Origin of the sequence: Thiobacillus sp., assembly GCF_018780105.1 — a bacterium.
Taxonomy (GTDB): Bacteria; Pseudomonadota; Gammaproteobacteria; order Burkholderiales; family Thiobacillaceae; genus Thiobacillus.
In genome coordinates, this window is the sequence record NZ_JADMKC010000004.1 from 86,597 (window position 1) to 110,768 (window position 24,172).

General features: G+C 62.6%; 22 protein-coding genes. 12 read left to right on the forward strand and 10 right to left on the reverse strand.

Annotation, left to right across the window (positions count from 1 at the left end; genetic code table 11):
- Positions 1-76: 76 nt before the first annotated feature.
- On the forward strand, positions 77-724 hold the full coding sequence (gene hda / locus IV098_RS03525) for a DnaA regulatory inactivator Hda (protein WP_296886427.1): 648 nt from the start codon (positions 77-79) through the stop codon (positions 722-724).
- 3 nt (positions 725-727) lie between these two features.
- Here the strand turns inward: hda and trxA are convergent, their stop codons facing one another.
- Complete coding sequence (gene trxA, locus IV098_RS03530) at positions 728-1,102, reverse strand: thioredoxin (protein WP_296886428.1); 375 nt, start codon at positions 1,100-1,102, stop codon at positions 728-730.
- On the opposite strand from trxA, the gene IV098_RS03535 reads away from it, so the two are divergent.
- Positions 1,092-1,292: a hypothetical protein gene (locus IV098_RS03535; RefSeq protein ID WP_296886429.1), complete on the forward strand. Its 201-nt coding sequence runs from the start codon at positions 1,092-1,094 to the stop codon at positions 1,290-1,292. The two genes, trxA and IV098_RS03535, sit on opposite strands and share 11 nt — an antisense overlap.
- Here IV098_RS03535 and IV098_RS03540 read toward each other — a convergent pair.
- The 3 genes from IV098_RS03540 to IV098_RS03550 all read right to left on the reverse strand — a co-directional run bounded on the left by IV098_RS03540 (position 1,283) and on the right by IV098_RS03550 (position 5,870).
- Complete coding sequence (locus tag IV098_RS03540) at positions 1,283-1,540, reverse strand: hypothetical protein (protein WP_296886430.1); 258 nt, start codon at positions 1,538-1,540, stop codon at positions 1,283-1,285. The genes IV098_RS03535 and IV098_RS03540 overlap by 10 nt on opposite strands.
- Before the next feature lie 176 nt (positions 1,541-1,716).
- Positions 1,717-4,794 carry an efflux RND transporter permease subunit gene (locus tag IV098_RS03545; protein WP_296886431.1) on the reverse strand — a complete coding sequence of 1,026 codons (3,078 nt, stop codon included), beginning with the start codon at positions 4,792-4,794 and terminating at the stop codon, positions 1,717-1,719.
- A gap of 29 nt (positions 4,795-4,823) precedes the next feature.
- The gene (locus tag IV098_RS03550) at positions 4,824-5,870 is read right to left on the reverse strand and encodes an efflux RND transporter periplasmic adaptor subunit (protein ID WP_296886432.1); all 1,047 of its coding nucleotides are present in this window, start codon (positions 5,868-5,870) and stop codon (positions 4,824-4,826) included.
- 229 nt (positions 5,871-6,099) lie between these two features.
- Here IV098_RS03550 and IV098_RS03555 point away from each other — a divergent pair, with 229 nt between their 5' ends.
- Entirely contained in the window at positions 6,100-6,663 is a 564-nt protein-coding gene (locus tag IV098_RS03555; RefSeq protein WP_296886433.1) for a hypothetical protein, read from the forward strand.
- A 263-nt stretch (positions 6,664-6,926) separates the two neighbouring features.
- On the opposite strand, the gene lysA is transcribed toward IV098_RS03555, so the two are convergent.
- The gene (lysA, locus tag IV098_RS03560; protein ID WP_296886434.1) at positions 6,927-8,171 is read right to left on the reverse strand and encodes a diaminopimelate decarboxylase; all 1,245 of its coding nucleotides are present in this window, start codon (positions 8,169-8,171) and stop codon (positions 6,927-6,929) included.
- A complete protein-coding gene (locus tag IV098_RS16335; protein WP_367114170.1) occupies positions 8,168-8,437 on the reverse strand; it encodes a lipoprotein in 270 nt (89 codons plus the stop codon). The genes lysA and IV098_RS16335 overlap by 4 nt, the downstream gene beginning before the upstream one ends.
- Here IV098_RS16335 and cyaY point away from each other — a divergent pair.
- The 9 genes from cyaY to IV098_RS03605 all read left to right on the forward strand — a co-directional run bounded on the left by cyaY (position 8,319) and on the right by IV098_RS03605 (position 19,758).
- Positions 8,319-8,642: an iron donor protein CyaY gene (cyaY, locus tag IV098_RS03565; RefSeq protein ID WP_296886435.1), complete on the forward strand. Its 324-nt coding sequence runs from the start codon at positions 8,319-8,321 to the stop codon at positions 8,640-8,642. The two genes, IV098_RS16335 and cyaY, sit on opposite strands and share 119 nt — an antisense overlap.
- Positions 8,643-8,648: 6 nt before the next feature.
- Positions 8,649-9,236, forward strand: coding sequence for a MarR family winged helix-turn-helix transcriptional regulator (locus tag IV098_RS03570; protein ID WP_296886436.1), 588 nt, complete (start codon positions 8,649-8,651; stop codon positions 9,234-9,236).
- Between the two features lie 273 nt (positions 9,237-9,509).
- Entirely contained in the window at positions 9,510-10,910 is a 1,401-nt protein-coding gene (locus IV098_RS03575) for a DUF3300 domain-containing protein (RefSeq protein WP_296886437.1), read from the forward strand.
- Between the two features lie 31 nt (positions 10,911-10,941).
- Positions 10,942-11,829: a DUF2950 domain-containing protein gene (locus IV098_RS03580; RefSeq protein ID WP_296886438.1), complete on the forward strand. Its 888-nt coding sequence runs from the start codon at positions 10,942-10,944 to the stop codon at positions 11,827-11,829.
- Complete coding sequence (locus IV098_RS03585) at positions 11,826-12,173, forward strand: hypothetical protein (RefSeq protein WP_296886439.1); 348 nt, start codon at positions 11,826-11,828, stop codon at positions 12,171-12,173. The genes IV098_RS03580 and IV098_RS03585 overlap by 4 nt, the downstream gene beginning before the upstream one ends.
- A gap of 177 nt (positions 12,174-12,350) precedes the next feature.
- The gene (locus IV098_RS03590) at positions 12,351-14,720 is read left to right on the forward strand and encodes an arylsulfatase (protein WP_296886440.1); all 2,370 of its coding nucleotides are present in this window, start codon (positions 12,351-12,353) and stop codon (positions 14,718-14,720) included.
- Positions 14,721-14,797: 77 nt separating this feature from the next.
- A complete protein-coding gene (locus IV098_RS03595) occupies positions 14,798-16,141 on the forward strand; it encodes an HD-GYP domain-containing protein (protein WP_296886441.1) in 1,344 nt (447 codons plus the stop codon).
- Positions 16,142-16,342: 201 nt separating this feature from the next.
- The gene (locus IV098_RS03600; protein WP_296886442.1) at positions 16,343-18,553 is read left to right on the forward strand and encodes a tetratricopeptide repeat protein; all 2,211 of its coding nucleotides are present in this window, start codon (positions 16,343-16,345) and stop codon (positions 18,551-18,553) included.
- Between the two features lie 356 nt (positions 18,554-18,909).
- On the forward strand, positions 18,910-19,758 hold the full coding sequence (locus tag IV098_RS03605) for a peptidylprolyl isomerase (RefSeq protein ID WP_296886443.1): 849 nt from the start codon (positions 18,910-18,912) through the stop codon (positions 19,756-19,758).
- 45 nt (positions 19,759-19,803) lie between these two features.
- Here IV098_RS03605 and xth read toward each other — a convergent pair whose 3' ends face one another.
- The 4 genes from xth to IV098_RS03625 all read right to left on the reverse strand — a co-directional run bounded on the left by xth (position 19,804) and on the right by IV098_RS03625 (position 24,134).
- Positions 19,804-20,577 (reverse strand): exodeoxyribonuclease III, encoded by a 774-nt coding sequence (xth, locus tag IV098_RS03610; RefSeq protein WP_296886444.1) that lies wholly within the window; start codon positions 20,575-20,577, stop codon positions 19,804-19,806.
- 51 nt (positions 20,578-20,628) lie between these two features.
- A complete protein-coding gene (locus IV098_RS03615) occupies positions 20,629-21,162 on the reverse strand; it encodes a glutaredoxin family protein (RefSeq protein WP_296886445.1) in 534 nt (177 codons plus the stop codon).
- A 97-nt stretch (positions 21,163-21,259) separates the two neighbouring features.
- Positions 21,260-23,854: an EAL domain-containing protein gene (locus IV098_RS03620; RefSeq protein WP_296886446.1), complete on the reverse strand. Its 2,595-nt coding sequence runs from the start codon at positions 23,852-23,854 to the stop codon at positions 21,260-21,262.
- A gap of 28 nt (positions 23,855-23,882) precedes the next feature.
- The gene (locus IV098_RS03625; protein ID WP_296886447.1) at positions 23,883-24,134 is read right to left on the reverse strand and encodes a MoaD/ThiS family protein; all 252 of its coding nucleotides are present in this window, start codon (positions 24,132-24,134) and stop codon (positions 23,883-23,885) included.
- Positions 24,135-24,172: the final 38 nt, after the last annotated feature.

A 24,172-nucleotide genomic window follows, 5' to 3' on the forward strand; every position in this document is an offset into this window, starting at 1 on the left:
TTTCACCCGGCCATCCGGTCTGTGGCACGCCTCCGGACACCCCGCTCGGGGACAAGTGCTTTATCCTTGCGCCCCTATGCGTCAGCTCCTGCTCGATATCCGCCCGCCCGCCCGCCCCGATCTCGCCCGTTTCGTGGCGGGCCGCAATGGCGAGCTCGTCGCGCAGCTCGGCGCCATGCTCGATGGCACGGCAGATGAGCGCATGGTGTATGTGTGGGGCGCGCCGGGGAGCGGCAAGAGCTATCTGCTGGCGGCGTGGACGGCTGCGTGCGAGGCGCGCGGCCGCAAGGTGGTGCAGGGCGGCGCGGCGGCTGGCGAGGTGGTGGTGGCGGATGCGGTGGAAAGCTGGGACGCTGCCCGGCAACAGGCCGGATTTGCGGCTTTCAATCAGGTGCGCGAGCAGGGCGGACTGTGGCTGGCGGCAGGCAGCGCGCCGCCCGCCGTGCTGCCGTTGATGCCGGAGCTGAAAACCCGCTTGGGCTGGGGACTGGTGTTCCAGATGCAGCCGCTGAACGATGCGGAAAAGCGCACTGCCTTGCAGCAGCACGCCGAAACCCTGGGCTTCAAGCTTGATCCGCAGGTGGCGGATTATCTGCTGACCCGCGCTGCGCGGGACATGCAAAGCCTGCTGGCAGTGCTGGAAGCGCTCGACCGGGTCAGTCTGGAAACGCGCCGCCCGATCACGCTGCCGCTGGCGCGGCAGCTGCTCAATCAATCTGCCTGAGACTCAGGCCTGGGACTGCGTTTGCTGCTCGGCGATGTCCTTGTGGACCTGCGCCATGTCCAGACCCATCACCTGTTCGATCAGACCGTCGAGTGCATGGGCGGGCAGCGAGCCAGATTCGGAGTACAGAATGACCTGTTCGCGGAACACCATCAGGGTGGGGATGGAGCGAATCTGGAAGAAACCGGCCAGTTCCTGTTCGACTTCGGTATTGACCTTGGCGAACACGATGTTGGCGTGTTTCTCGGCAGCCGCCTCGAAAATGGGAGCAAAACCGCGACAGGGGCCGCACCAGGGTGCCCAGAAGTCGACGACGACAACATCGTTGTTCTGGATGGTGGACTCGAAATTTGCCTGAGTAAGTTCGATGACGGCCATGCTGATTCCTGATGATGAAGAAAAGAAAGGGCGCAAGGACGAGTCCTTGCGCCACAGTTCGCCACCCTATCATGGATGGCGCGCCGCCGCCAATGCGGGGCTTATCGTAAAGGCAGATCAGGCCTGGCTGCCTGCTACCTGGGTACGACCGAAGCCGGTCGCCCGAAAAGTGGTGTCAGATCAAACGTGAAAGAAACCGTGGCGGGTGGTTTGTTGCTGGCCGCTGCGCACCATGTTCTGGCTGTGCTTGAGGTTGTTGCGCACTTCGGCGCGGTTGACGGCCATGATGAGTTCGGTCGCCAGCACGCGGGCCTGATGCGGCGTCAGACTGAGTTCGCAGCCCTGCTGAGATGCGAGCGCCAGGATCACGCTGTCGCGGCCTTGGGCATCTTCTTTCAGGGTGACGTCCAGTGAACCGCCCTGGTTGAGTTCAATCATGTTGTCTGCTCCTTGCGTTGGGTATGCCAAGGTATATGCAGTGTCCATGCCAGCCTCCGGATTGCGCGAAATCGCGTGAAAACCGAATTAAATCAGGGAGGTTTGACAGCCTGATGAATGCGGCGCGCACTTGCCTTGACGAAGCCTCGTCAGGGCAAGTGGCGAATTCATCATTTCTATTGCTGGGGGGTGGGTACCGCAGCCGCGGCGCGGGCAGTCGGGTTGCGTGTCAGCAGGGTGTAGGCGACCGGAATCACGAACAGTGTCAACAAGGTGCCGAGCAGCAGGCCGCCGACGATGACCCAGCCGATCGGCGAGCGCGATTCCGCCCCGGCGCCGGCGGCCAGCGCCAGCGGCACCGCGCCCAGCACCATCGCCGCGGTGGTCATCAGAATGGGGCGCAGACGCAGGCTGGCCGCCTCGATCACCGCTTCCATCTTGTTTTTGCCGCGCGCGCGCAACTGATTGGCGAATTCGACGATCAGAATGCCGTGCTTGGTGATCAGGCCGACCAGCATCACCAGCCCGATCTGGCTATATACATTGAGCGTGGCGCCGGTCAGTTTCAGCGCCAGCAGGGCGCCGGTGGCGGCGAGCGGCACGGTAAGCAAGATGATGAAGGGCGCGACGAAGCTTTCGAACTGCGCCGCCAGTACCAGATAGATGATGATCAGCGCCAGCGCGAAGGTGATCGCCAGCGTCTGGCCGGATTCGCCGAACTCGCGCGACTGGCCGTCGAGCGCGGTGCGCGCGCTGGGCGGCAGCGTTTCCTTGGCCGCCTGGTCCATGAAGACGAGCGCCTCGCCCAAGGTGTAGCCGGGGGCGATGTTGGCCGAGATGATGGCGGCACGCTGGCGGTTGAAGTGGTTGAGTTCCTTCGGCGCGACGGTTTCGGTGACGGCGACCAGATTGGACAGCGCGGTGAGGTTGCCGCCTTCGCCGCGCACGTACAGCGCGGTGAGGTCGCGCGGGGTGGCGCGCACGGCAGGGTCGAGCTGGACGACGACGTTGTATTGTTCGCCTGCCTGCTTGTAGCGCGTGACTTCGCGGCCGCCGAGCAGGGTTTCCAGAGTGCGGCCGATGGTGTCGACGCCGACGCCCATCTGTGCCGCCTTGTCGCGGTTGATGGCGACCTTGAGCTGCGGCTTGTTGAGCTTGAGGTCGCTGTCGGCGTTGACTAGCCCCGGATAGGCGCGCACCTTGGCCATCAGCGCTTCGACCGACTTGTCGAGTTCGGCATAGTTCGGCGCCTGCACCACGAACTGCAGCGGCGGGTTGCGGAAACTCTGGCCGAGCGAGGGCGGGTTGATCGGGAAGGCCAGCACGCCCGGCATCCCCATGAACATTTGCGGGCCGAGGGCGGCGGTGATGTCCATCTGGCTGCGGCTGCGTTCTTCCCACGGCTTCAGCATCACGAAGGAGAGTGAGCTGTTCACCGGGTTGGGGCGCTCCAGGCCGGGCGCGACGACAACGAAAGCGGTATTCACCTCGGGCACGCCTTGATACAGGCCTTCGAGTTGGCGCGCATAGCTGTCGGTGTATTGCAGGGTGGACCCTTCGGGCGCCAGCATGAAACCGATGAAAAAGCCGCGATCCTCGGTCGGCGCGAGTTCCGATTTCAGCGACTTCAGCAGGCCGTAAGCGGCGCCCGCCACCAGCACGAACACCAGCGCGACGATCAACGGATGCTTCACCACGCGGGTGAGGCCACGGGTATAGGCGCTGTTGAGACCGTGCAACACGCGTTCGCCCAAGTTGAACAGAGCGTTGTGGCGGGTTTCATGGCGCAGGATGCGGCTCGCCATCATCGGCGTCAGCGTCAGCGCGACAAAGCCGGACACCAGCACCGCCGCCGCCACCGTGAGGGCGAATTCGGTGAACAGCTTGCCGGTGTTGCCCTCGGCGAAGGCCAGCGGGGCGAACACGGCAGCCAGCGTCAGGGTCATCGCCACCACCGCGAAGCCGATTTCCTGTGCGCCCTTGATCGCCGCGTCGAACGGCGGCATGCCTTCCTCGATATGGCGGTAGATGTTTTCCAGCATCACGATGGCGTCGTCGACGACGAGGCCGATGGCGAGCACCAGCCCGAGCAGGGTCAGCACATTGATGGTGAAGCCCATCGCGTAGAGGAAGATGAAGGCGCCGATCAGCGACACCGGGATGGTGACGAAGGGAATCAGGGTGGCGCGCCAGTTGCGCAGGAACAGGAAAATCACGCCGACCACCAGCACCATGGCCTCGATCATGGTTTTGTACACGGCCTCGATCGATTTTTCGATGAAGATCGAGCTGTCGAAGCCGACCTTGATCTGCATTCCGGGCGGCAGCGCGCCCTGCAGGCGCGGCAGTTCGGCCTTCACGGCGCGGGCGACTTCCAGCGTGTTGGCAGTCGACTGCTTGACGATGCCCAGGCCCACCGCGGCGCGGCCGTTGACGCGCACGATGTTGCGCTCGTCCTCGGCGCCGACCTCGGCGCGGCCGATGTCGGCCAGCCGCACCAGCGCGCCGCCGCTGTCGCGGATGATGACCTGCTCGAATTCAGCCGGGCTTTTCAGATCGGTTTCGGCCAGCACCGAAAATTCGCGCATCTGGCCCTCGATTCGCCCTGACGGCAGCTCGGTGTTCTGGCTGCGCAGCGCGGTTTCCACGTCCTGCACCGTCACCCCCAGCGCCGCCATGCGGTCGGGGTCGAGCCACACCCGCATGGCGTAGCGGCGTTCGCCGCCGATGATGACCGAAGCGACGCCGGGCAGGGTTTTCAGCTGGTCGGCCACCACGCGGTCGGCGTAGTCGGTGATTTCCAGCGGAGACTGGCGGTCGCTGGAAAACGCCAGCCAGATGATGGCCTGGGCATCAGCCTCGATCTTGGCCACTACCGGGTCTTCGGCTTCGTTGGGCAACTGGCCGCGTACCCGCGCCACGCGGTCGCGGGCGTCGTTGGCAGCGGCCTCGGGGTCGCGCGACTGCACAAATTCCACCGTGATCTGGCTGACTTCCTCGCGGCTGACCGACTTGATGGTGCGGATGCCCTCGATGCCGGACAGCGAATCTTCCAGCGGCTTGGTGATCTGGCTTTCCATCACCTCGGCCGAGGCGCCAGGGTAGACCGTGCGCACCGATACCACCGGCGCGTCGATGTTGGGGTATTCGCGTACCGGCAGGCGGTCGAAGGCAATCAGGCCGATCAGCATGATCAGCAGGCTCATCACGGTGGCCAGCACCGGGCGGCGGATAGAGAGGTCGGAAAGGATCATGGCTCAGTCTTTATCAAGGTGTGGCCAGATCAGCGCGGCTTGCCGGTCTGCATTTTCTTCATCATCTGCGCCGCCTGTTCCAGCGTGACGACGGGCACCCCGGGGCGCAGCTTGATCTGGCCGTCGAGCACGACGGTATCGCCGACCGCCACGCCGGAGACGATCTCGACCCGGCCCGGCTCGCGTTTGCCCAGTTTGACCTTGCGTAGTTCGGCCTTGCCGTCGACGGCAAGGAACACATAGCTGCCATCCGGTTTGGGCACGATCACCTGCTCGGGCAGCAGGATCGTGCTGGTCTTGCCACCCAGATTGGCGGTGGCGCGGGCGAACATGCCGGGTTTGAGCTGCCCCTTCGGGTTGGCGATGCGCGCGCGCACCCGCACGTTGCGGCTGGCCGGATCGACCACCGGGTCGATGGCGTGCACCTTGCCGCTGAACGTCTGTCCGGGCAGGGCATCGATGGTCAGGGTGATCGGCAGACCGATGCGCACCAGCGGCAGATAGGTTTCCGGTACCGGCACTTCGAGCTTCAGGCTGCCGAGTGCGTCCAGCTGCACCAGATCGTCGCCCTTGTTGACGTAGGCGCCGGGGCTGACGTTGCGCAAGCCGGCTACCGCATTGAAGGGTGCGCGGATCCGGGTTTTGTCGAGCGCTACCTGTTCCTGCTGCAGGCGTGCACGCAGGATGTCGAGGTTGGCGCGTGCCTCGTCGAGCGCCTGTTTCGAGATGAAATTCTGCGCGAGCAGTTCTTCGTTGCGTTTGTAGCGGCTTTGCGCCAGCGTCATGTCGGCCTGGGCGGCCGCCACACGCGCGCGCTGTTCGGCGGAGTCGAGCACCACCAGCACCGCGCCCTTTTTCACCGGCTGGCCTTCCTTGAACAGCAGCGTCTCGATGCGGCCGTCGATTTCCGGACGCAGCACCACGCTGTCTTCGGCGATCAGCGCGCCCACGGCGTTGACCGTGCTGGACACCGGCGAGGCGGTGACCTTCATCATGTTGACCGGAATGAAAGGCGGACCGCCGGCCTGGGCAAAAGCAAGGAGCGGAACGAACAGCAGGATGAACAGGGCGCGCATGGGGGGATTCCGCAGAAAGAACAGTGATATACGATGGCTCTGCACCATATCAGTTCCGTACGAAAACCAAAATCTTGGAGCGGACGTGATATCCGCGTCAGGCATACGCATAAAAAAAACGGGGGCCAGGCCCCCGTTTCAGATTGGGTCGTACCCGATCTGTCAGAGCCCGAAAGGCTTGATTACCGGTGCAGCCGGTGCCGGTGCGGCGGCAGGAGCCGGGGCGGGTTTGGCCACAGGAGCGGCTTTCTTCGCGACCGGCTTTTTCACGGCGGGTTTGGCTGCAACCTTGGGTGCTGCCGGCTTCGCTGCGACTTTCTTGACGACGGGCTTTTTGGCAGCGGGCTTGGCGACTGCTTTTTTAGCGACGGGCTTGGCTGCGACTTTCTTGACAGCGGCTTTGGCGACGGGCTTTTTGGCAGCGGGCTTGGCTGCTGCTTTTTTAGCGACGGGCTTGGCTGCGACTTTCTTGACTGCGGCCTTGGCGACGGGCTTTTTGGCAGCGGGCTTGGCTGCTGCTTTTTTAGCGACGGGCTTGGCTGCGACTTTCTTGACTGCGGCCTTGGCGACGGGCTTTTTGGCAGCGGGCTTGGCGACCGCTTTTTTAACGGCAGGCTTGGCTACTGCTTTTTTGGCTGCCGGTTTGGCTGCGGCCTTTTTAACTGCTGGTTTGGCTGCGGCCTTTTTAACTGCAGGTTTGGCAGCGGGGGCTGCCTTCTTGACCGCCGGTTTGGCGGCGGGTTTTTTTACTGTTGCCATTTGTCACTCCTTAGAAGTTGAACACATCACTTAACTACTACAGCTTGAAGCCACGTGCAGTCAGAAATTGCACTTCCAAAGCGTGGTACCGACAGGCCAATTTGCCCGAAACCCGCGTGTTACGGGCGATACCGAGGCTCCGCTTGGTGAGCCTCATTCTAGTGAGTTTTTTCGGTGGTTCAATGAATAGGTAGAGAGGGGCAAAAATAATTCGCTGAAAAATGTAGCGATCAAACAAAACGTAGCGAGTCGATACCACATTGGGTGGATTTATCCGTCACCCGATTGTTCATGAATTCAATCAGGGAGCCGCTCTCCAGCCATCATGCCGGTTTGCGTTTCGCGTTCGCGGATGAGGTGAATTTCATTCTTGTCGATCAGGATTTCTGCTGCGCGAGGCCGTGAATTGTAGTTTGACGCCATACTCATGCCGTATGCACCAGCCGAAAGCAGTGCGAGCAGGTCGCCTTCCCCGATCGCCAGGTCGCGCGCAAAGCCAAGAAAGTCGCCGGTTTCGCAGATCGGGCCGACCACGTCGTAGCGCTTGGCCGGCGTGTCGCGCTCGCTGACGGCGACGATGTCGTGATACGCCTCGTATAGCGCCGGACGCATCAGGTCATTCATCGCCGCATCGACGATGGCGAAATTTTTATCCTCGCCCGGCTTCAGGTATTCGACCCGGGTCAGCAGCAGGCCGGCGTTGCCGACCAGCGAGCGCCCCGGTTCCAGCAGCAGTTTTTCGCTGCGGCCCTTAAAGCGTGCTGCCAGCACGCGGCCGTAGGCGACGAGGTCGGGTGGGGTTTCGTCGTGGTAGCGGATGCCGACGCCGCCGCCCAGATCAATGTGATGCAGCATGATGCCCTCGGCCGCCAGCGTATCGACCAGCGCCAGCACGCGGTCGGCCGCATCGGCCAGCGGCGACAGGTCGGTCAGCTGGGAGCCGATGTGGCAGTCGATGCCGGTGACGGTGAGGTTGGGCAGGCTGGCGGCCAGCCGGTACAGCGCGGGCGCGTCGGCGATCGGTATGCCGAATTTGTTTTCCTTGAGCCCGGTCGAGATATAGGGGTGCGTTTTAGGATCGACGTCCGGATTGACCCGGAACGAAACCGGCGCGCGCTTGCCCGTTTCGCCAGCGACCTGGTTGAGCCGGTGCAGTTCGCTGACCGACTCGACGTTGAAACAGAGAATGCCGGCTTGCAGGGCGGCGCGCATTTCGCTTGCCGTTTTGCCGACGCCGGAGAACACCACTTTGGCCGGGTCGCCGCCGGCAGCCAGCACGCGTGCCAGTTCGCCGCCGGAGACGATGTCGAACCCTGCGCCCAGGCGGGCGAACAGATTGAGGATGGCCAGACTGGAATTGGCCTTGACGGCGTAGCAGACCAGATGCGGAGTGTCGGCAAACGCCTCGGCATAGGCCTGGTAAGCGGATTCAAGTGCCTGCCGGGAATAGACGTAAAGCGGCGTACCGAAACGTTCGGCGAGTTCGTTGAGCGCCACGCCTTCGAGATGAAGCTGGCCGTCGAGTCTGTGCAGGGTATTCAATTGGAGGTCCGTTGCGGTGCGGGGGGATTTTCGGGAAGATACAGGGGGCCCTTGATGCCGCAGGCGGTCAAACCCAGTCCGCACAGCAGCAGGGACACTATATATATGGTGCGCAATTTCATGCGCGAAATGTTAGCACGGGACCCCATGACACCTATTGAATCAAGCGAGGCCGACTTCAACCGGGCCGCCGGCGCAACGCTGGCACACATCGAGCAGGCGCTGGAAGCAGCCGACCTCGATTTCGAAACGCCCGCCGACGGCATTATCGAGGTCGAGTTCGAGGATGGCAGCAAGCTCATCATCAACCGCCATGGCGTGGCCCGCGAAATCTGGGTGGCCGCGCGTTCGGGCGGCTTTCATTTCAAACCGCAGAACGGCGACTGGGTCGATACCAAGGACGGTACGCCGCTTTATACCAAGCTGACTGCGCTGGTTGCAGCCCAGGGCGGCGGTACGATCCAGCTGTAATCCGCAGTGAAAAGCCAGGCGCTCACCCTGTTTGATCTGGTCGAGCGTCTGTCTTTGCTGACGCGTGCGGGCTTGCGGCAGGCGGGCGCCGCGCAGGGCTTGCAGCCGGTCCATCTGCACGTACTGTTTTATCTCAATCAGGCCAATCGCTTCAGCAACACGCCGCTGGCAATCACCGATTATCTGGGACTGACCAAGGGCACGGTGTCGCAGACCATCCTGGTGCTGGCGCGTCGCCGGCTGCTGTCGCGCTATGCCGACCCGCAGGATGGCCGGGTCGTGCGCCTGGTACTGACCGAAGCGGGCGGCGCCCTGTTGAACACCCTGAATTCGGCCGGCGCTTGGCGCGAAGCGGTGCGAACCGCCAGTCCGGCGCGCGTGACCTCTGCAATGGTCGTGCTGCGGCAGGTGCTGACGCAGGTGCAGTCACAGAGCGGAAAACGCAGCTTCGGCGTGTGTTCGACCTGCCGCCATAACCAGCGGCTCGGGCCGCGCAGTTACTTTTGCGGACTGATGCAGGAAAAACTGAGCAGCCCCGAGGTGCGGCGCATCTGTCGCGAGCATGCGGCCCCAGTCGCGGCCGGAGCCATTTGACGCGTCCGCGATCCTGTCTTGATGGGAGGACAAACTCACTTTCCCCTGTGGGCGGTATGGAGTAGGCTTGGCTTCCTTTTACGTACCGAAGGATCAGCCATGATCGCCGCACGTTTTGCCCCCTTTCTCTTCGCTGTGTTCGTTGTCTTGCCCGGTCTTTCGATGGTGGACAGCACGCGTGCAGCCAGCACGAAAATAACAAATTGAACTGAAACATCAGTGTGACACCCTGCGCGGACCGCTGCGCACTCGCTTTATCGACGGAGACTGAATATGACCTTCCTGAGTTTTTCGCACCGACCATCGAGCCGGGTCGCGCGGCGGCTTTTGCCATGCCTGGCCGGCATCGTGTTTGCGTGCGCGGTGCCGTGGGCTCACGCGGCGGAAAGCGCGACAAGCACTGCGAGCACTGTTGCCCCCACCTTCAGCACCGAAGAGTTGGACCAGATGCTGGCACCCATCGCCTTGTATCCTGACTCGCTGCTGGCGCAGGTATTGATGGCGTCGACTTACCCGGCCGACGTGGCCGAGGCGGCGAAATGGTCGAAAGCGAATCCGAAAATGGAAGGCGATGCTGCGGTGACGGCGGTGCAGTCCAAAAACTGGGACCCGAGCGTGCAGTCACTGGCGGCGTTTCCGCAAGTGCTCGCCATGATGGGCGAGAAGCCGGGCGATGTGCAGCGCCTGGGCGATGCCTTCCTGGCTGATCCGGCACGGGTGATGGACCGGGTGCAGTTCATGCGCAAGAAAGCGCAGGAGGCCGGCAATCTCAAAACCACCGAGCAGCAGAAAGTCAGTACGCAGACGGATAACGGCCAGACGGCGATCATCATCGAGCCGGCGCAGCCGGAGAAGGTTTACGTTCCGGTCTACCAGCCGACAGTGGTGTACGGTGCCTGGTGGTATCCCGCCTATCCGCCTTACTACTGGGCGCCGCCGCCGTATTACTACCCTGCTTACTACAGCGGCGGTGCCTTCGTAGCGGGGGTATTCTGGGGCGCGGCGGTTGTCGGTATCAGCAACGGCCTGTGGGGCGGCTGCAACTGGGGGCATGGCGACGTCGACATCAACGTCAACCGCTACAACAACATCAACGTCAACAACAAGCTCAACAATGTGAGCGGGAATACCAACTGGAATCACAACGCCGCCAACCGCAAGGGCGTGCCCTACCGCGACGAGAAGACGCGGCAACAACACGACCGCAAGTCTGCCGGCGCCGACAACCGGAGCGACTATCGGGGACGCGACACCCAGCGCGACGCCAGCCGCGACAAGGCGCAGGCCACCATGAAGGATCGCGGGATCGATCCGGCAGCCGGGCGCGACCAGTTGCGTAACGACCCGCAAACCCGTGATCGCGTCAATCAGGCTACGCGAGACACGAATCGCGGCCAGGCCGACCGTGGGCAGATGGATCGCAGCCAGGACCGTGCCCAAGCGCAAAACATGGAGCGCAGCCAGGCCAGTCGCTCCAATGCGTCGTCGAACTGGGGCGGCGATAACGCGTTCAAGGGCGCGGGCAACGCCGGCCAGAGCCGGGACAGCATCAACCGCGGCAGCTCGAGCCGTCAGTCGGCCGCCAGTTACGGTGGCGGCAGTCGCTCCATGAGTAGTGGCGGGGCGCGCTCGGGTGGCGGCGCGCGCGCTGGTGGCGGCGGACGTAGACGTTAAGGCGGGGGGAACGAATATGGTGATCAAGAAAATGCGTATGAATTTGAAGGGATTGCTGGGCGCGGCGTTGACTGGCGCGGCCCTGCTCGCACCGCTTGCGGCGGCAGCTCAACAGGCTTTTCCTACTCCGGATGCGGCGGCGACTGCGCTGGTCGATGCGATTGTGCAGATCGATGAGGATGCACAGCGCAAGATACTGGGGCAAGACTGGAGGAAATTCATTCCAACCGAGACCCTGGATCGTCGCGATATTGATGCCTTTCTGGGGGGCTGGGCGACTTCGCACAAGATCGTGATCGATCCGGCGCATACGGCCCATCTGGCAGTCGGCGCGCAGGAATGGGTGCTACCGATTCCGATGGTCGAGAAAAACGGGGCATGGCATTTCGATGCGCGCGCGGCTGCGGACGAGATCCGGACCCGCCGCATCGGCCGCAATGAGCTCGCTGCAATGCAGGCGACATTTGCCTACTACGATGCGCAAAAGGAATACGCCAGCAAAGACCACAACGGCGATGGTGTGCTCGAATACGCGTACAAGCTCATCAGCACCCCCGGCAAGCAGGATGGACTCTACTGGGCGGCGCTGGATGGCGAGACCGAGAGCCCCTTGGGCCCTCTGTTCGGCGACGGCGAACCGAGTGGACGCGGTTACTACGGTTACCATTACCGCATCCTGACCGCGCAAGGCAGTAAAGCGCCCGGCGGCGCCTACGATTACCTGATCAAGAACCGCCTGTCCGCTGGATTCGCCCTGGTGGCATGGCCCGTCAAATATGGCGACAGCGGCGTCATGAGTTTTATCGTCAGTCATGACGGTGTGCTGTACGAAAAAGACCTGGGGCCCAAATCCAGCGCCACCGCGCGCGCCATGAGCCAATTCAACCCGGATGACAGCTGGAAAAAGGTGAACCCATGAACGCACGTATTGCATCCCTCGCGCTGGTCGTCGCGCTGCTCGGCAGCTGCACCTACTACCAGACTGCGCCCGGCACCTATTCGACGACGCCGGTCAGCAGTTTCGACCGTTCGTGGGGCGCCGCGCAAGCCGCCCTGGCCGATCAGGGCGTGCCCGTTGCGCGGGCGGATCGCGCAGCGGGCGTGGTGAGCGGCACCCGCGATGGCATTACCGTGACGGCCAACGTGCGCACCCAGGCCGATGGCAGCGTACGGGTGGAATTCAGGACCGATGGCGCAACCTCACGCGACCCGGACCTCATCAATCGGGTCATCGCGGCCTACAACCGCAACATGGGGCGCTGAACCGCCGCTATTTTCCGCAGCAGAGCCGTCCTGCACGCAAGGGTCAGGACACGCCCCGTGTGAGATTTTCTGCGCGCACTATTTACTGGCACGGTTTAATCGTGCGTCTTGCCCACTCAATCCGTAAATCAGCGCCGCACTTAAAACTTGAGTCCGCTCAGGAAGGTAACTTTTTCGATGATGAATAAACACAGTCATTTTCCCGGCCTGATGGCCTTGATACTCATCAGTTTGCCGGCCGTGGCCGTTGGGGTAGCGGACGGGCTGGATCGCACAGTGCTGCCAATCCACGTCCCGGATGCGCCGCTCTACGACGAACTGGATGCGCGCAATGCGACACCGCCGCCCCGCGTCGAGATCAAGGCGCCGAAGAATGCCCCCAATGTGCTGATCATCCTGCTCGACGACATGGGGTTCGGCGTGCCCAGCACCTTCGGCGGCCCGGCCCGAATGCCCACACTGGATCGTCTGGCGAACGAGGGTTTGCGCTTCAACCAGTTCCATACCACCGCGTTGTGCGCACCCACGCGCACGGCGCTGCTTAGCGGGCGCAATCACCACATGAACAACATGGGGTCGATCACCGAAACCGCGACCGCCTTTCCCGGCAATACCGGCCAGCGTCCGGACAACGTGGCGCCTTTGGCTGCGATGTTGCGCTACAACGGCTACAGCACCGCGCATATTGGTAAGAACCACGAAACCGCCGCGTGGGAGATCAGCCCCTCCGGACCCACCGATCGCTGGCCGATACGTAACGGCTTCGACAAGTTCTACGGCTTTTTCGGTGGTGAAACCAATCAATGGTCGCCGCTGGTGTATGACGGCATGACGCCGGTGGAATTGCCGAACGATCCGAAGTACAACTTCATGACCGACATGACCAACAGGGCCGTGGAATGGGTGAACTATCAACAGGCGCTGACGCCGGACAAACCGTTCTTCATGTACTTTGCGCCGGGCGCCACGCACGCCCCGCACCACGTGCCGCCGGAGTGGATTGCCAAATACAAGGGCAAATTCGATCAGGGCTGGGACAAGCTGCGCGAAGAAACCCTGGCGCGCCAGATCAAGCTCGGCGTGGTGCCTAAAGGCACCCAACTCGCACCGATGCCGGATGCCATCAAGCAGTGGGCGTCGCTGTCGGCCAACGAGAAAAAACTGTTTGCGCGGCAGATGGAAACCTTTGCCGCGTTTGCGGAATATGCCGATGCTGAGATTGGTCGTCTGCTCAAGGCCGTCGACGATCTGGGCGAACTCGACAACACGCTGGTTTTCTACATTGCCGGCGACAACGGCACCAGCGCCGAAGGCGGCATGAACGGCATGTTCAACGAATACACCTACCTCAACGGCGTGCCGGAAACCGTCGAAGATCAGCTCCAGCATTTCGATCACTGGGGCGACGCCACCACCTATCCGCACATGGCTGCCGGCTGGGCCATCGCCGGTGATACGCCGTTTGCCTGGTCGAAACAAATCGGTTCCGATTTTGGCGGCACCCGCAATGGCATGGTGGTGCGCTGGCCGAAGGGCATCAAGGCCAAGGGCGAACTGCGCAGCCAGTTCACCCATGTCATCGACGTCACGCCGACCATTCTCGAAGCCGCCGGGCTACCCGAGCCGACCGAGGTCAATGGCATCAAGCAAGTACCCATCCAGGGCAAGAGCATGCTGAGCGCCTTTGCCGATGGCAAAGCGCCGATGCGCAGTTCCCAGTATTTCGAAATCATCGGCAATCGTGCGATCTATCGCGACGGCTGGTTTGCCCGCGTCATTCACAAAGCCCCCTGGGAACAGGCGCCCCGCGCCAAACTGAAGGAAGATACCTGGGAGCTGTTCGACACGCGTAACGACTTTAGTCTGGTCAACAATCTCGCGGCCAAAAATCCGCAGAAGCTGAAAGCGTTGCAGGAACTGTTCATGCGGGAAGCCAGGGTCAACCACGTGCTGCCGATTGACGATCGCGGCATCGAACGGCTGAATCCGCAACTCGCGGGCCGGCCTGATCTGATGGGCGGCCGTACTTCACTGACGCTGTACAGCGGCATGAAAGACCTGAGCGAAAACGTGTTCATCAACATCAAGAACAAATCGCACGCGATCATCGCCGAGGTGGACATTCCTGCCAGTGGCGCGGAGGGCGTGGTGCTGGCGCAAGGCGGGCGTTTCGGTGGCTGGTCTTTCCATGTCAAGGACGGCAAACCGAGTTACACCTACAATTTCCTCGGCATGAATCGGAGCACGATCGGTGCCAACAAGGTGCTGCCGGCCGGCAAACATACCCTGCGCTATGAATTCACCTACGATGGCGGCGGTATTGGGAAAGGCGGCACCGGCAAGATTCTGGTCGATGGTAAAACCGTGGCGGAAGGCCGCATCGAGCGCACCCAGGGGATGATCTTCTCGCTCGATGAAAGCGCCGATGTGGGCATGGACAACGCTACTCCGGTGCTGGAAGACTACAAAGCGTCGCATGGCGTGTTTGCCGGAAAAGTCAACAAAGTTACGGTGGACGTGACGCCTGCAAACAAGAATGCTCTTTGAATGAGCGCAGCATGCGCACCGTGTTGCGGTGCGCATGCTGGCCGATGCAGGCACATTTCCAATTGAACGATTGCACGATGGATTCCATCCCGTCCCCTCAATACTGGCCCCTCCACAAACTGCTGATTCTTCGCATCGGCTTGACCGCGCTACTGCTTGCCGGACTGGCCGCGGCGACGGTGTATTGGGTCGAGCGCCAGCAACTGCATCGGGCGGCAGTGGAACTGGCGCAGCAACGCGCGGCTGAATTCGTCGCAGTAGCAGGCGATGTGCTCGATGCGCCAGGGTCTGAGACGAATGGCGCGGTGCAGGCGCGGCTGGACCGGTTTGTTCGCGGCCGTTCGATGCCGCGCGATGGCGGGCTGGTCGCCGCCACGATTTTCGATGCCGGCGGCGTCGCGGTTGCGCACGTTGAACACCCCGACTATGCCGGGCATGCAGACGCACTGACCCGGTTGGCTTCGCAATCCGTGGCGGCAGGCCGCAATGCCAGGACGGACGCGAGCCCGGAGCAGATCGATGGTGCGCGGGTCTACTTCCTGCAGGTTCCGCTCGAGAAGGCTGACAGGCGTGCGCTCGGCCGGGTCGCCGCACTGTACGCGCCGAGCGCCGCCTATCTGGCGGAATTCGATCGCCGTCTGGCGCGCGCCATCCTGTTTGCCTTCATCGCGGTGCTGCTGACCGCAGCGATTCTTTATCCCGTCATTCAGCGCCTGATGCGCCGGGTGATCGAGCTGTCCGCCAGCCTGCGCGATGCCAACCTCGAAATGCTGAGCGTGCTCGGCAGCGCCATTGCCAAGCGCGACGCCGATACCGATGCCCACAATTACCGGGTCACCCTCTACTCGGTGTGTCTGGCCGAGACGGTCGGGGTCGATCTCAAGACCATGCAGGCGCTGATCAAGGGCGCGTTCCTGCATGACGTCGGCAAGATCGGCATTCCCGATCACATTCTGCTCAAGCCCGGCAAGCTGGATGAGGAGGAGTACGCCCAGATGAAGCAGCACGTGGCGCACGGTCTTGATATCGTGCGCCGTGCCGCCTGGCTGGCCGACGCCGAGGCGGTGGTGGGCGGCCACCATGAGAAATTCGACGGCGGCGGCTATGACGGCCACCACAAGGCGGGGGAAATCCCCGTCGTCGCGCGCATTTTCGCCATCGCCGACGTCTTCGATGCGCTGACTTCGCACCGCCCCTACAAGGCGCCGCTGAGCTTCGACGCCTCGATGGAAATCCTTTCGCGCGACCGCGGCACCCATTTCGACCCGCAACTGCTCGATGCCTTTGCGGCGATTGCGCGGCCGCTGCACGAAGCGCTGACCACGCGTGGCGAAGACTATTCGCATCGGGAGCTGCAGCGCGTGCTGACGCGCTACTTCCGGATGGATATCGAAACGCTGCTGGCTCGCGTTCCGAGCTGATGGGCGCATTTACGCGCTGCACTGCAAACTGCCCGGCCCAGCGGATCGTAAGGATGCATCCGGTTCACTAAACTTCGAGTATCTAACCCTCCCATTTCGCCAGTCGTGCGCCCGATGAAAACATCCGCTTCCAAACCCCTTCCCGATCCTGATGCTGGAACCCAAGCCCCGCCCCGTCGCATAGCGCGCTGGGGATGGGCCGTGCTTGCGCTGGTCGCATTGGGCTTGCTGCTGGCATCGTGGAGCCTGTCCGGTGTGGGCGATGCTGAAACCGCATCCGTCGATTCGCCCGCCACAACGCGCGTGCAGCAGGCCCGCTTCGTGGGGGGCAAGGCTTGCATCAGCTGCCACGCAAGCGCGGTGCGCGAGTGGAAAGGCTCGCATCACGATCTGGCGATGCAGGACGTCAGCGAGCAAACCGTGCTCGGCGATTTCAACCAGGCGCGCTTCAATTACGCGGGCGTGACCTCCACATTCTTCAAGCGCGACGGCCGGTTTTTCGTCAACACCGACGGACCCGACGGCAAGCTGGCGGATTTCCAGATCCGCTATGCCTTCGGCGTCAGCCCCTTGCAGCAGTACCTGATCGAATTGCCCGGCGGCAGATTGCAGGCCTTGTCGATCGCTTGGGACAGCCGGGCCCGGGAAGCGGGCGGCCAGCGCTGGTTCCATCTGTATCCGGGTGAAAAGGTGGACCACAAGGACGTGCTGCACTGGACCCGGCGTTCGCAGAACTGGAACCACATGTGTGCCGAGTGCCATTCGACCGACCTGCGCAAAAACTACGACGCCAGCACGCAGCGCTTTCACACCACGTGGACCGACATCAATGTGTCGTGCGAGGCCTGCCATGGCCCGGGCTCGAATCATCTGGCCTGGGCGAAGCGCGCAGGCGGCTGGAACGCCATCCCGGACAAGGGGCTGGCCGTGCGGTTCGACGAACGCCGCAATGTGCACTGGACCATCGACCCGGCCAGTGGTAATGCAAAGCGCAGTGCCAGGCGCACTACCCAGAAGGAAATCGAAACCTGCGCCCGCTGCCATTCGCGGCGCAGCCAGTTGTCCGAAGACTTCGTGCACGGCCGTCCGTTGATGGACACCCATGCGCCCGCTGCCCTGCAAAGCGGCCTGTATCACGTCGATGGCCAGATCCGGGACGAAGTGTATGAATACGCCTCGTTCAGGCAGAGCAAGATGTATTCGAAAGGTGTGACGTGCAGCGACTGCCACAATCCGCATTCACTCAAGCTGAAAGCCAGCGGCAGCGCGGTCTGCATGCAGTGTCACGCAGCAGTCAAATACACCAGCACGGCGCATCACCACCACAGGGCAGGCAGTGCGGGATCGGATTGCCTCGCCTGCCACATGCCGACGAAAACCTACATGGGCGTCGATGTGCGGCGCGACCACAGCTTGCGCGTGCCGCGCCCCGACCAGTCGGTCAGTCTCGGCACCCCCAATGCCTGTACCGCCTGTCATACCGACAAATCCGCTGTCTGGGCGGCTGCAGCCGTGCGCGGCTGGCTCGGACGCGATGCCCGCGGTTTCCAGACCTTCGCGCCGGCGCTCGCCGCTGCGCGCAAACGTGCGCCCAATGCCGAAGCCGGCCTGCTGGCCTTGCTCGATGATCCGCTGCAGCCGGCCGTGGTGCGTGCCATCGCCGCGGAAGAGCTCGGCGCCTGGTTGTCGCCGCAGTCGGTTCCGGCGCTGGCGCGTGCGCTGAACGACCCCGATCCGCAAGTGCGCGGCGGCGCACTGGCCGGACTGATAGACCTGCCGCTGGAACAGCGCTGGCGTCTGGCCGCGCCACTGTTGCACGACGACGTGCGCACGCTGCGTATCGAAGCGGCGGGCCAGTTTGCCGGCGTGCCGCTTGAACAGATGACGCCGCAACAGCGTGCCGACATGGAACGCGCCAGTGCCGAGTACCTGGCGGCGCAAAAGCAGTATGCCGATACGCCGGAAGGCCAGGTCAATCTGGGCAACTACTATGCCGCGCGCGGCGAGTTCGCCGCCGCCGAGGCGGCCTACCGGACAGCCGCCGTGCGCGACCCCGACTGGGTTCCCGCGTACGTGAATCTGGCCGACCTGCAGCGCCAGATGCAGCGCGACGACGCGGCCGAACAAACCCTGCGCGCCGGGCTCAAGCAGCAAGCGGACGCCGCTGTGCTGCACTACAGCCTGGGATTGTTGCAGGTACGCGCCAAGCAGATGGAAGCAGCGCTGGCCTCGCTTGAGCGGGCGGCCAAACTGGAACCGGAGAACGCGAACTACAGCTACGTTTATGTAGTGGCCCTGCATAGCAATGGCCAGACCCGGGCAGCGCAGGCCGCGCTCAGACAGGCGCTGTCGCGGATGCCGGGCGAACCTGTCCTGATCGAGCTGAAAGGGCAGCTGGCAGCCACGCCCTGAGGCCGCGTTAAGCGGGCAGGTTTTAGTCTGACGGGGCGTGCCTGTCTTTATCCTGGTCTTCCACACCCGCCTCGTCAGCCGCGGGCCTTCGACAAAAATGTGCGTGGTTTTGCTGTCGGACTTGCGGTGTGCCTCTGGTAGCAACGCCGGCAGCGGGCGGTGGTTCAGGCAGCCAAACGGGGTAGAACAGTCGTGGACAGGGCGCGGGAATGGAAAAGCGCTATCCCCGGCAGGTGCATTGATCGCTTTGAATGGCCGTATCATCTGCCCCGCGACCCCGTCGGCGTGGGCGCCAGAGCGTTTTCCGCCGGCCCTGAAACGCGCCAATTTTCAATTCTGGATACAAGGAATACTCAATGATCTCGATCCCTACCCGAATGCTGCTGGTTGGCGCCTGTGCGCTGCTGACGCTGAGCGCGTGCGACTCGAAAGACAAAGCTGCCACACCGGCAGTGAAAGAAGAAGTCGTCGCCACGGTCAACGGCAAGACCATCAGCAAGAGCCGGGTTGACATGATTCTTCAGCAGAGCGGTCACGCCGGCCAGGCAGACAGCCCCGAAGCCAGGCAGGCAGTGACCGACCAGCTGATCATGCAGATGCTGATTGCCGAAGAGGCCACCAAAAAGGGGCTCGACAAATCGAAGGAAGTGGTCGAGCAGCTCGATCTCGTCAAGCTGACTGTTCTGTCCAATGCCTATGTCATGGATTACATCAAAACCCATCAGCCCAGCGATCAGGAACTGAAAGCCGAATACGACCGGATCAAGGCCAGCATTGGCGCGGGCGAATACAAGGCGCGCCATATCCTGGTGGCAACCGAGGCCGAGGCCAGCGACATCATCGCGAAGCTCAAGCAGGCGCCGGGCGATTTTGAAAAACTGGCCAAGGAAAAATCGATGGACCCGGGCTCCAGGGAAAATGGGGGCGATCTGGGCTGGTTCGAGCAGGGCCGGATGGTCCCGGAGTTCAGCACCGCTCTGGCCAAAATGGCGAAGGGGCAATTCAGCGAAGTGCCGGTCAAGACACAGTACGGCTATCACGTCATTCTGCTGGAAGACACCAAGCCGATCGAGGCGCCCGCGTTTGAAGTGGTCAAACCCCAGCTGGCAGAAGGTCTGCAACAGCAGAATCTGAAAAAGCAGATGGACGAGATCAAGGCCAAGGCCAAGATCGAAATGCCCGCCGCAGCTGCGCCCGCCAAGTAAGCCGGGCGCGGCTACGCCGGAGTCGTTAGCGGGGCTGACAGGGGGTCAAGCTGGCAGGCTGATCTCCGCCACCACCGGCGCGTGATCCGATGGCCGTTCCAGCTTGCGCATGTCACGGTCGATGGTCGATGCGGTGCAGGCGGCTGCCAGCGGCGCGGTCAGCAGGATGTGGTCGATGCGCAGCCCCTGGTTGCGGCGGAAGCCCATCATGCGGTAATCCCACCAGCTGAAGGTTTTTTCGGGTTGCTCGAACAGGCGGAAGCTGTCCTGCAGGCCCAGCGCGAGCAGGCTTTGAAAGCGGCTGCGCTCGGGTTCCGACACCAGCACGCAGTCTTTCCAGACGGCGGGATCGTGCACGTCGCGGTCGTCCGGTGCGATGTTGTAGTCACCGAGCAGGGCCAGCCTGGGGTGGCGTGTGAGTTCGTCTTTCAGCCAGCCGATGAGCGCGTCGAACCAGGCGAGCTTGTAGGGGTACTTGTCGGAATCCAGGCTTTGTCCGTTGGGGCAATACACGCACACCACCCGCACCCCGTCGACCGTGGCGGCGAGGAAGCGTTTCTGCTCATCAGCAAAACCGGGAATGCCGGCGACGACGTCGCTGGCTTCGCTGCGGCTGACGATGGCGACGCCGTTGTAGGTTTTCTGCCCGGCGAACACCACGCGATAGCCCGCTGCCTCGATTTCGGCACGCGGGAAGTTGTCGTCGGTGAGTTTGGTTTCCTGCAGGCACACCGTGTCGGGCTGACGGGTGGCGAGAAAGTCCAGCAGTTGCGGCAGGCGGACTTTGAGTGAATTGACGTTCCAGGCGGCGATTTTCATGCCGCGAAGTTTACCGCAGCCCGGTTTTCCGGGGCGGGCTGCAGGCTGCTGCTATTTGGGTGCGGCCGGTGCACCCGCCGTGGGGGCGGGCGCGGCGGCTGCAGGCTTGCTGCCCGGCGGGGCGGACTTGGGATAGCCTGCACGGTCGAGTGCGGCGTTCCATTGCCCGGCCTCAAAACCATCGATTTTGTCGCTGCCGATAGCAAGCACCGGTACGCTGAGCCTGCCGGTGAGCTTTTTGAGCGCGGCCTGGGCCTCGGGGCTGGATTGCGGATCCTTGTTGCTGAACGGAATGCCGCGCGCGGTGAGCAGCGCGCGCGCTTCGTCGCACGGGATGCCGCAGGCGCTGGCGTACAGGGTGACGGGATATTTTTCGCGTGCGGTTTTGGTCGCGTAGGACTCGCCCGTTTCGATGAGGTTACCCTTGAACGATTTTTGCTGGGCATTGGCGACGTTGGGCGGGGGCGGCTGGTCGCTGTACATGGTGCGACCCTGCGCATCTTTCCACTGGTACAGCTGGGCAGCGGCAAGCGGCGCGCTGGCCGTAGCGATGCAGACTGCGATCAAGATGAGCCTGGTTTTCATGCGGTACTCCCTAACGATTGAATCATCGGTGACGTAATCAACCGCACTAACGGCCATGGGCGGCAAAAGTTTAAGCCTGGCAGGCGCGCTGGCAGGGCTAGCTGCGTTGCCGGGTGGCTTGTGCGAAGACCGCGAAAGCGTCCGGGGAAAGCGGCTTGCTGTAGTAATAGCCTTGCACTTCGTCGCATCCCTGTTCGCGCAGAAAATCCAGCTGGCCTTCGGTTTCCACGCCTTCTGCAATGGTGGCGAGGCCGAGACTTTTCGCCATCTGGATGATGGCGCTGACGATGGCTTTATCTTCCGGGTCGGTACGGATGTCGCGCACGAAGGACTGGTCGATCTTGAGTTTGTACACGTTGAATTTCTTCAGGTATCCAAGCGACGAATAGCCGGTGCCAAAATCGTCGATGGACATGCGCACGCCGCGTTCGTGCAGCTTGTTCATCACCGCGATGGCGCCTTGCGGGTCGTGCATCGCCACGCTTTCGGTGAGCTCCAGTTCGAGGTATTCGGGCGGCAGGCCGGCTTCGTCGAGGATGCGGGCGACCAGGTCGGGCAGAGTGGGATGGCGAAACTGCACGGCGGACAGGTTTACCGCCATGACAAGCGGCGGCAGGCCGGCCTCCAGCCATGTTTTGGCCTGCTGTACCGCATGCCGCAGCACCCACTCCCCGATATGCAGGATGAAGCCGTTGTCTTCGGCGACCGGGATGAATTCCGCGGGCGACACCTGGCCGAGTTCGGGATGCTGCCAGCGCAGCAAGGCTTCGGCGCCGACGACGCAACCGTCTTCCAGCGTCAGTTGCGGCTGGTACTGCACGCTGAACTCCTGGCGTTCCAGCGCATGGCGCAAGGCGTTGCCCAGTTGCAGGTGGCGCGCCGAGCGCGCCTGCATCTCCGTGGTGAAAAAACGATAGCTGTTGCGGCCTTCCTGCTTGGCGCGATACATCGCGGTATCGGCTCTTTGGGACAGCGATGCCAGATCCTCGCCATCGCCGGGAAAAAGGGCGATGCCGATCGAGGCGGTCACGCAGAGGTCGTGGTGGTCGACGACATACGGCACGCTGATGGCGTCGAGCAGTTTTTGCGCAACATGGGCGGCGCTGCGCTCATCCTGATCGGGCAGCATGACGAAAAACTCGTCCCCGCCCGAACGGGATACCACGTCTTCTTCGCGCAGCACCGTGAACAGGCGCTTGGCCAGTTCGATCAACAAGGCGTCGCCGATGCTGTGGCCGAGGGTGTCGTTGATGTCCTTGAAATGGTCGAGATCGATGAACATCAGGGCCAGGCGTCCGTTGCGGCGCTTCGCCACGCTGATGGCATATTTCACGTGATCGTCCAGCTGGGTACGGTTGGGCAGCCCGGTCAGGACGTCGAAATTGGCCAGGTACTGGATGTGTTCCTCGGCCTGCCGGCTGGCCGTGATATCGAGCAGATGGCCGAGATAGTGCGTGACCTGCCCTTGTGAATCGCGAATCACCAGCGAGTGATCCAGCAGCCAAACCACTGACCCGTCGCGCCGCGTGATCCGGTAAGGCTCGTGTTCGACGTTGATGACATGCGCTTCGCTGGCGGCGTTGATTTCCAGCATCACCCGCTCGATGTCGTCCGGATGCACCAGTGCGCTGTAGCCGATGCGCCCGCTCAGGAAATCGTCTGCCGGATACCCCAGCAGCTTTTCCACATTGGGCGAAACGATCTCCACAGGCCAGCCCGGCGCATTGCGCCACTTGAACAACACGACTGCGCCGCTGATGAACAGGTCGCGCTGCTGGCGGATTTCGTTTGCCATCTTTTCGCGTTCGGTCTCGATCCGGCTCAGCTTGTTCTGGGTTTCCGACAGCCAGCCCATCACGCTGTTTTCCATGCCCGGCGCAACCGGAATGGCGGATGAAATGTCGCCGCTGCCGAGACGGGCAATGCGTTCATACAGGGCGCCCGCCGAGTCGCCAAGCGTGGTTTTCAGCGTGCGATAGGCGCGCCACAGGGTGAGCAGCAACACCAGAACGAGTCCGACGAACAGCGCGCGAAACAGCGTGGCGATCGTCTCGCGCCCCTCTACGGTTGCCCGGGTGCGCGTCTCCACCCGGGTATAGAACGCATCGATCGGCTGCATGATGGCCCGCTTGGCCTGATGGTAGGACGAGTCATGCAGCATCAAGGTAGCCCGGTTGCGGACTGCGCCCGTCACCGGGGCCGCGGACTCGATCAGGTCCATGGCAGCATACTCGGTCCGGGTCAGCGCATCGGAATGGGCTTTGGCCTGTTCCAGCAGGGCAAATTCTTCAGCGGTGAATCCGGCTTGGCGCATCCGTTGCAGCAGGGAAACGGATGGTCCGGTCGCGCGCTCGCGCGGCTGGCCGGGCAGTATCAGATCCCAGTAGATATTCTGGTAATTGGGCGGACGCGGCAGCTTGCCGTCGCGGATGGCGAGCACTTCCTCGTATTGCTGCTTGTAGATGGGGTCGCTGGTGGCCACATAGGTGCGCACCATGCGGGTCAGGTCGTCGGACGACTGCCGCAGTTCGTCCGCCAGCAAGAAAGACTGCAGGCGGGATTCGTGGGCGCGGTCGATCTGTTTTTCGGCGCGCACATACACCGCGAAAGCAAGCGCAACGGCCACCAGCGCGGCCAGACTCAACCAGAGCTCGCGGGTAAAGCGGGACGGGTGCGGTCTGTCGGGTGTCATGGCGTTCCGGCGTGCGACGGGGTGAGGCTCATGCCATCGCAAATCCGACCAGCGCGATTTCGTCGCCGTCCTTGACCGGCGCAGATTTTTCGACGAACTGCTTGTTGATCGTGATGTTGAGCTTGGGATTGCCCAGCAGCATTTTTTTCCACATTTCGCCGCGCCGCGACAGCATGAAAAGCAGACGTTCGACATCGGTGATGTCGGCCGGCAGTTCGACTTCGTCGCTGGCCATGCCCAGCGCATCGACCAGATCGCCGAAAAACAAAATCTTCACCATCCTGCCCCCTTTATAATTCACGATTGCCGCCCGATTCT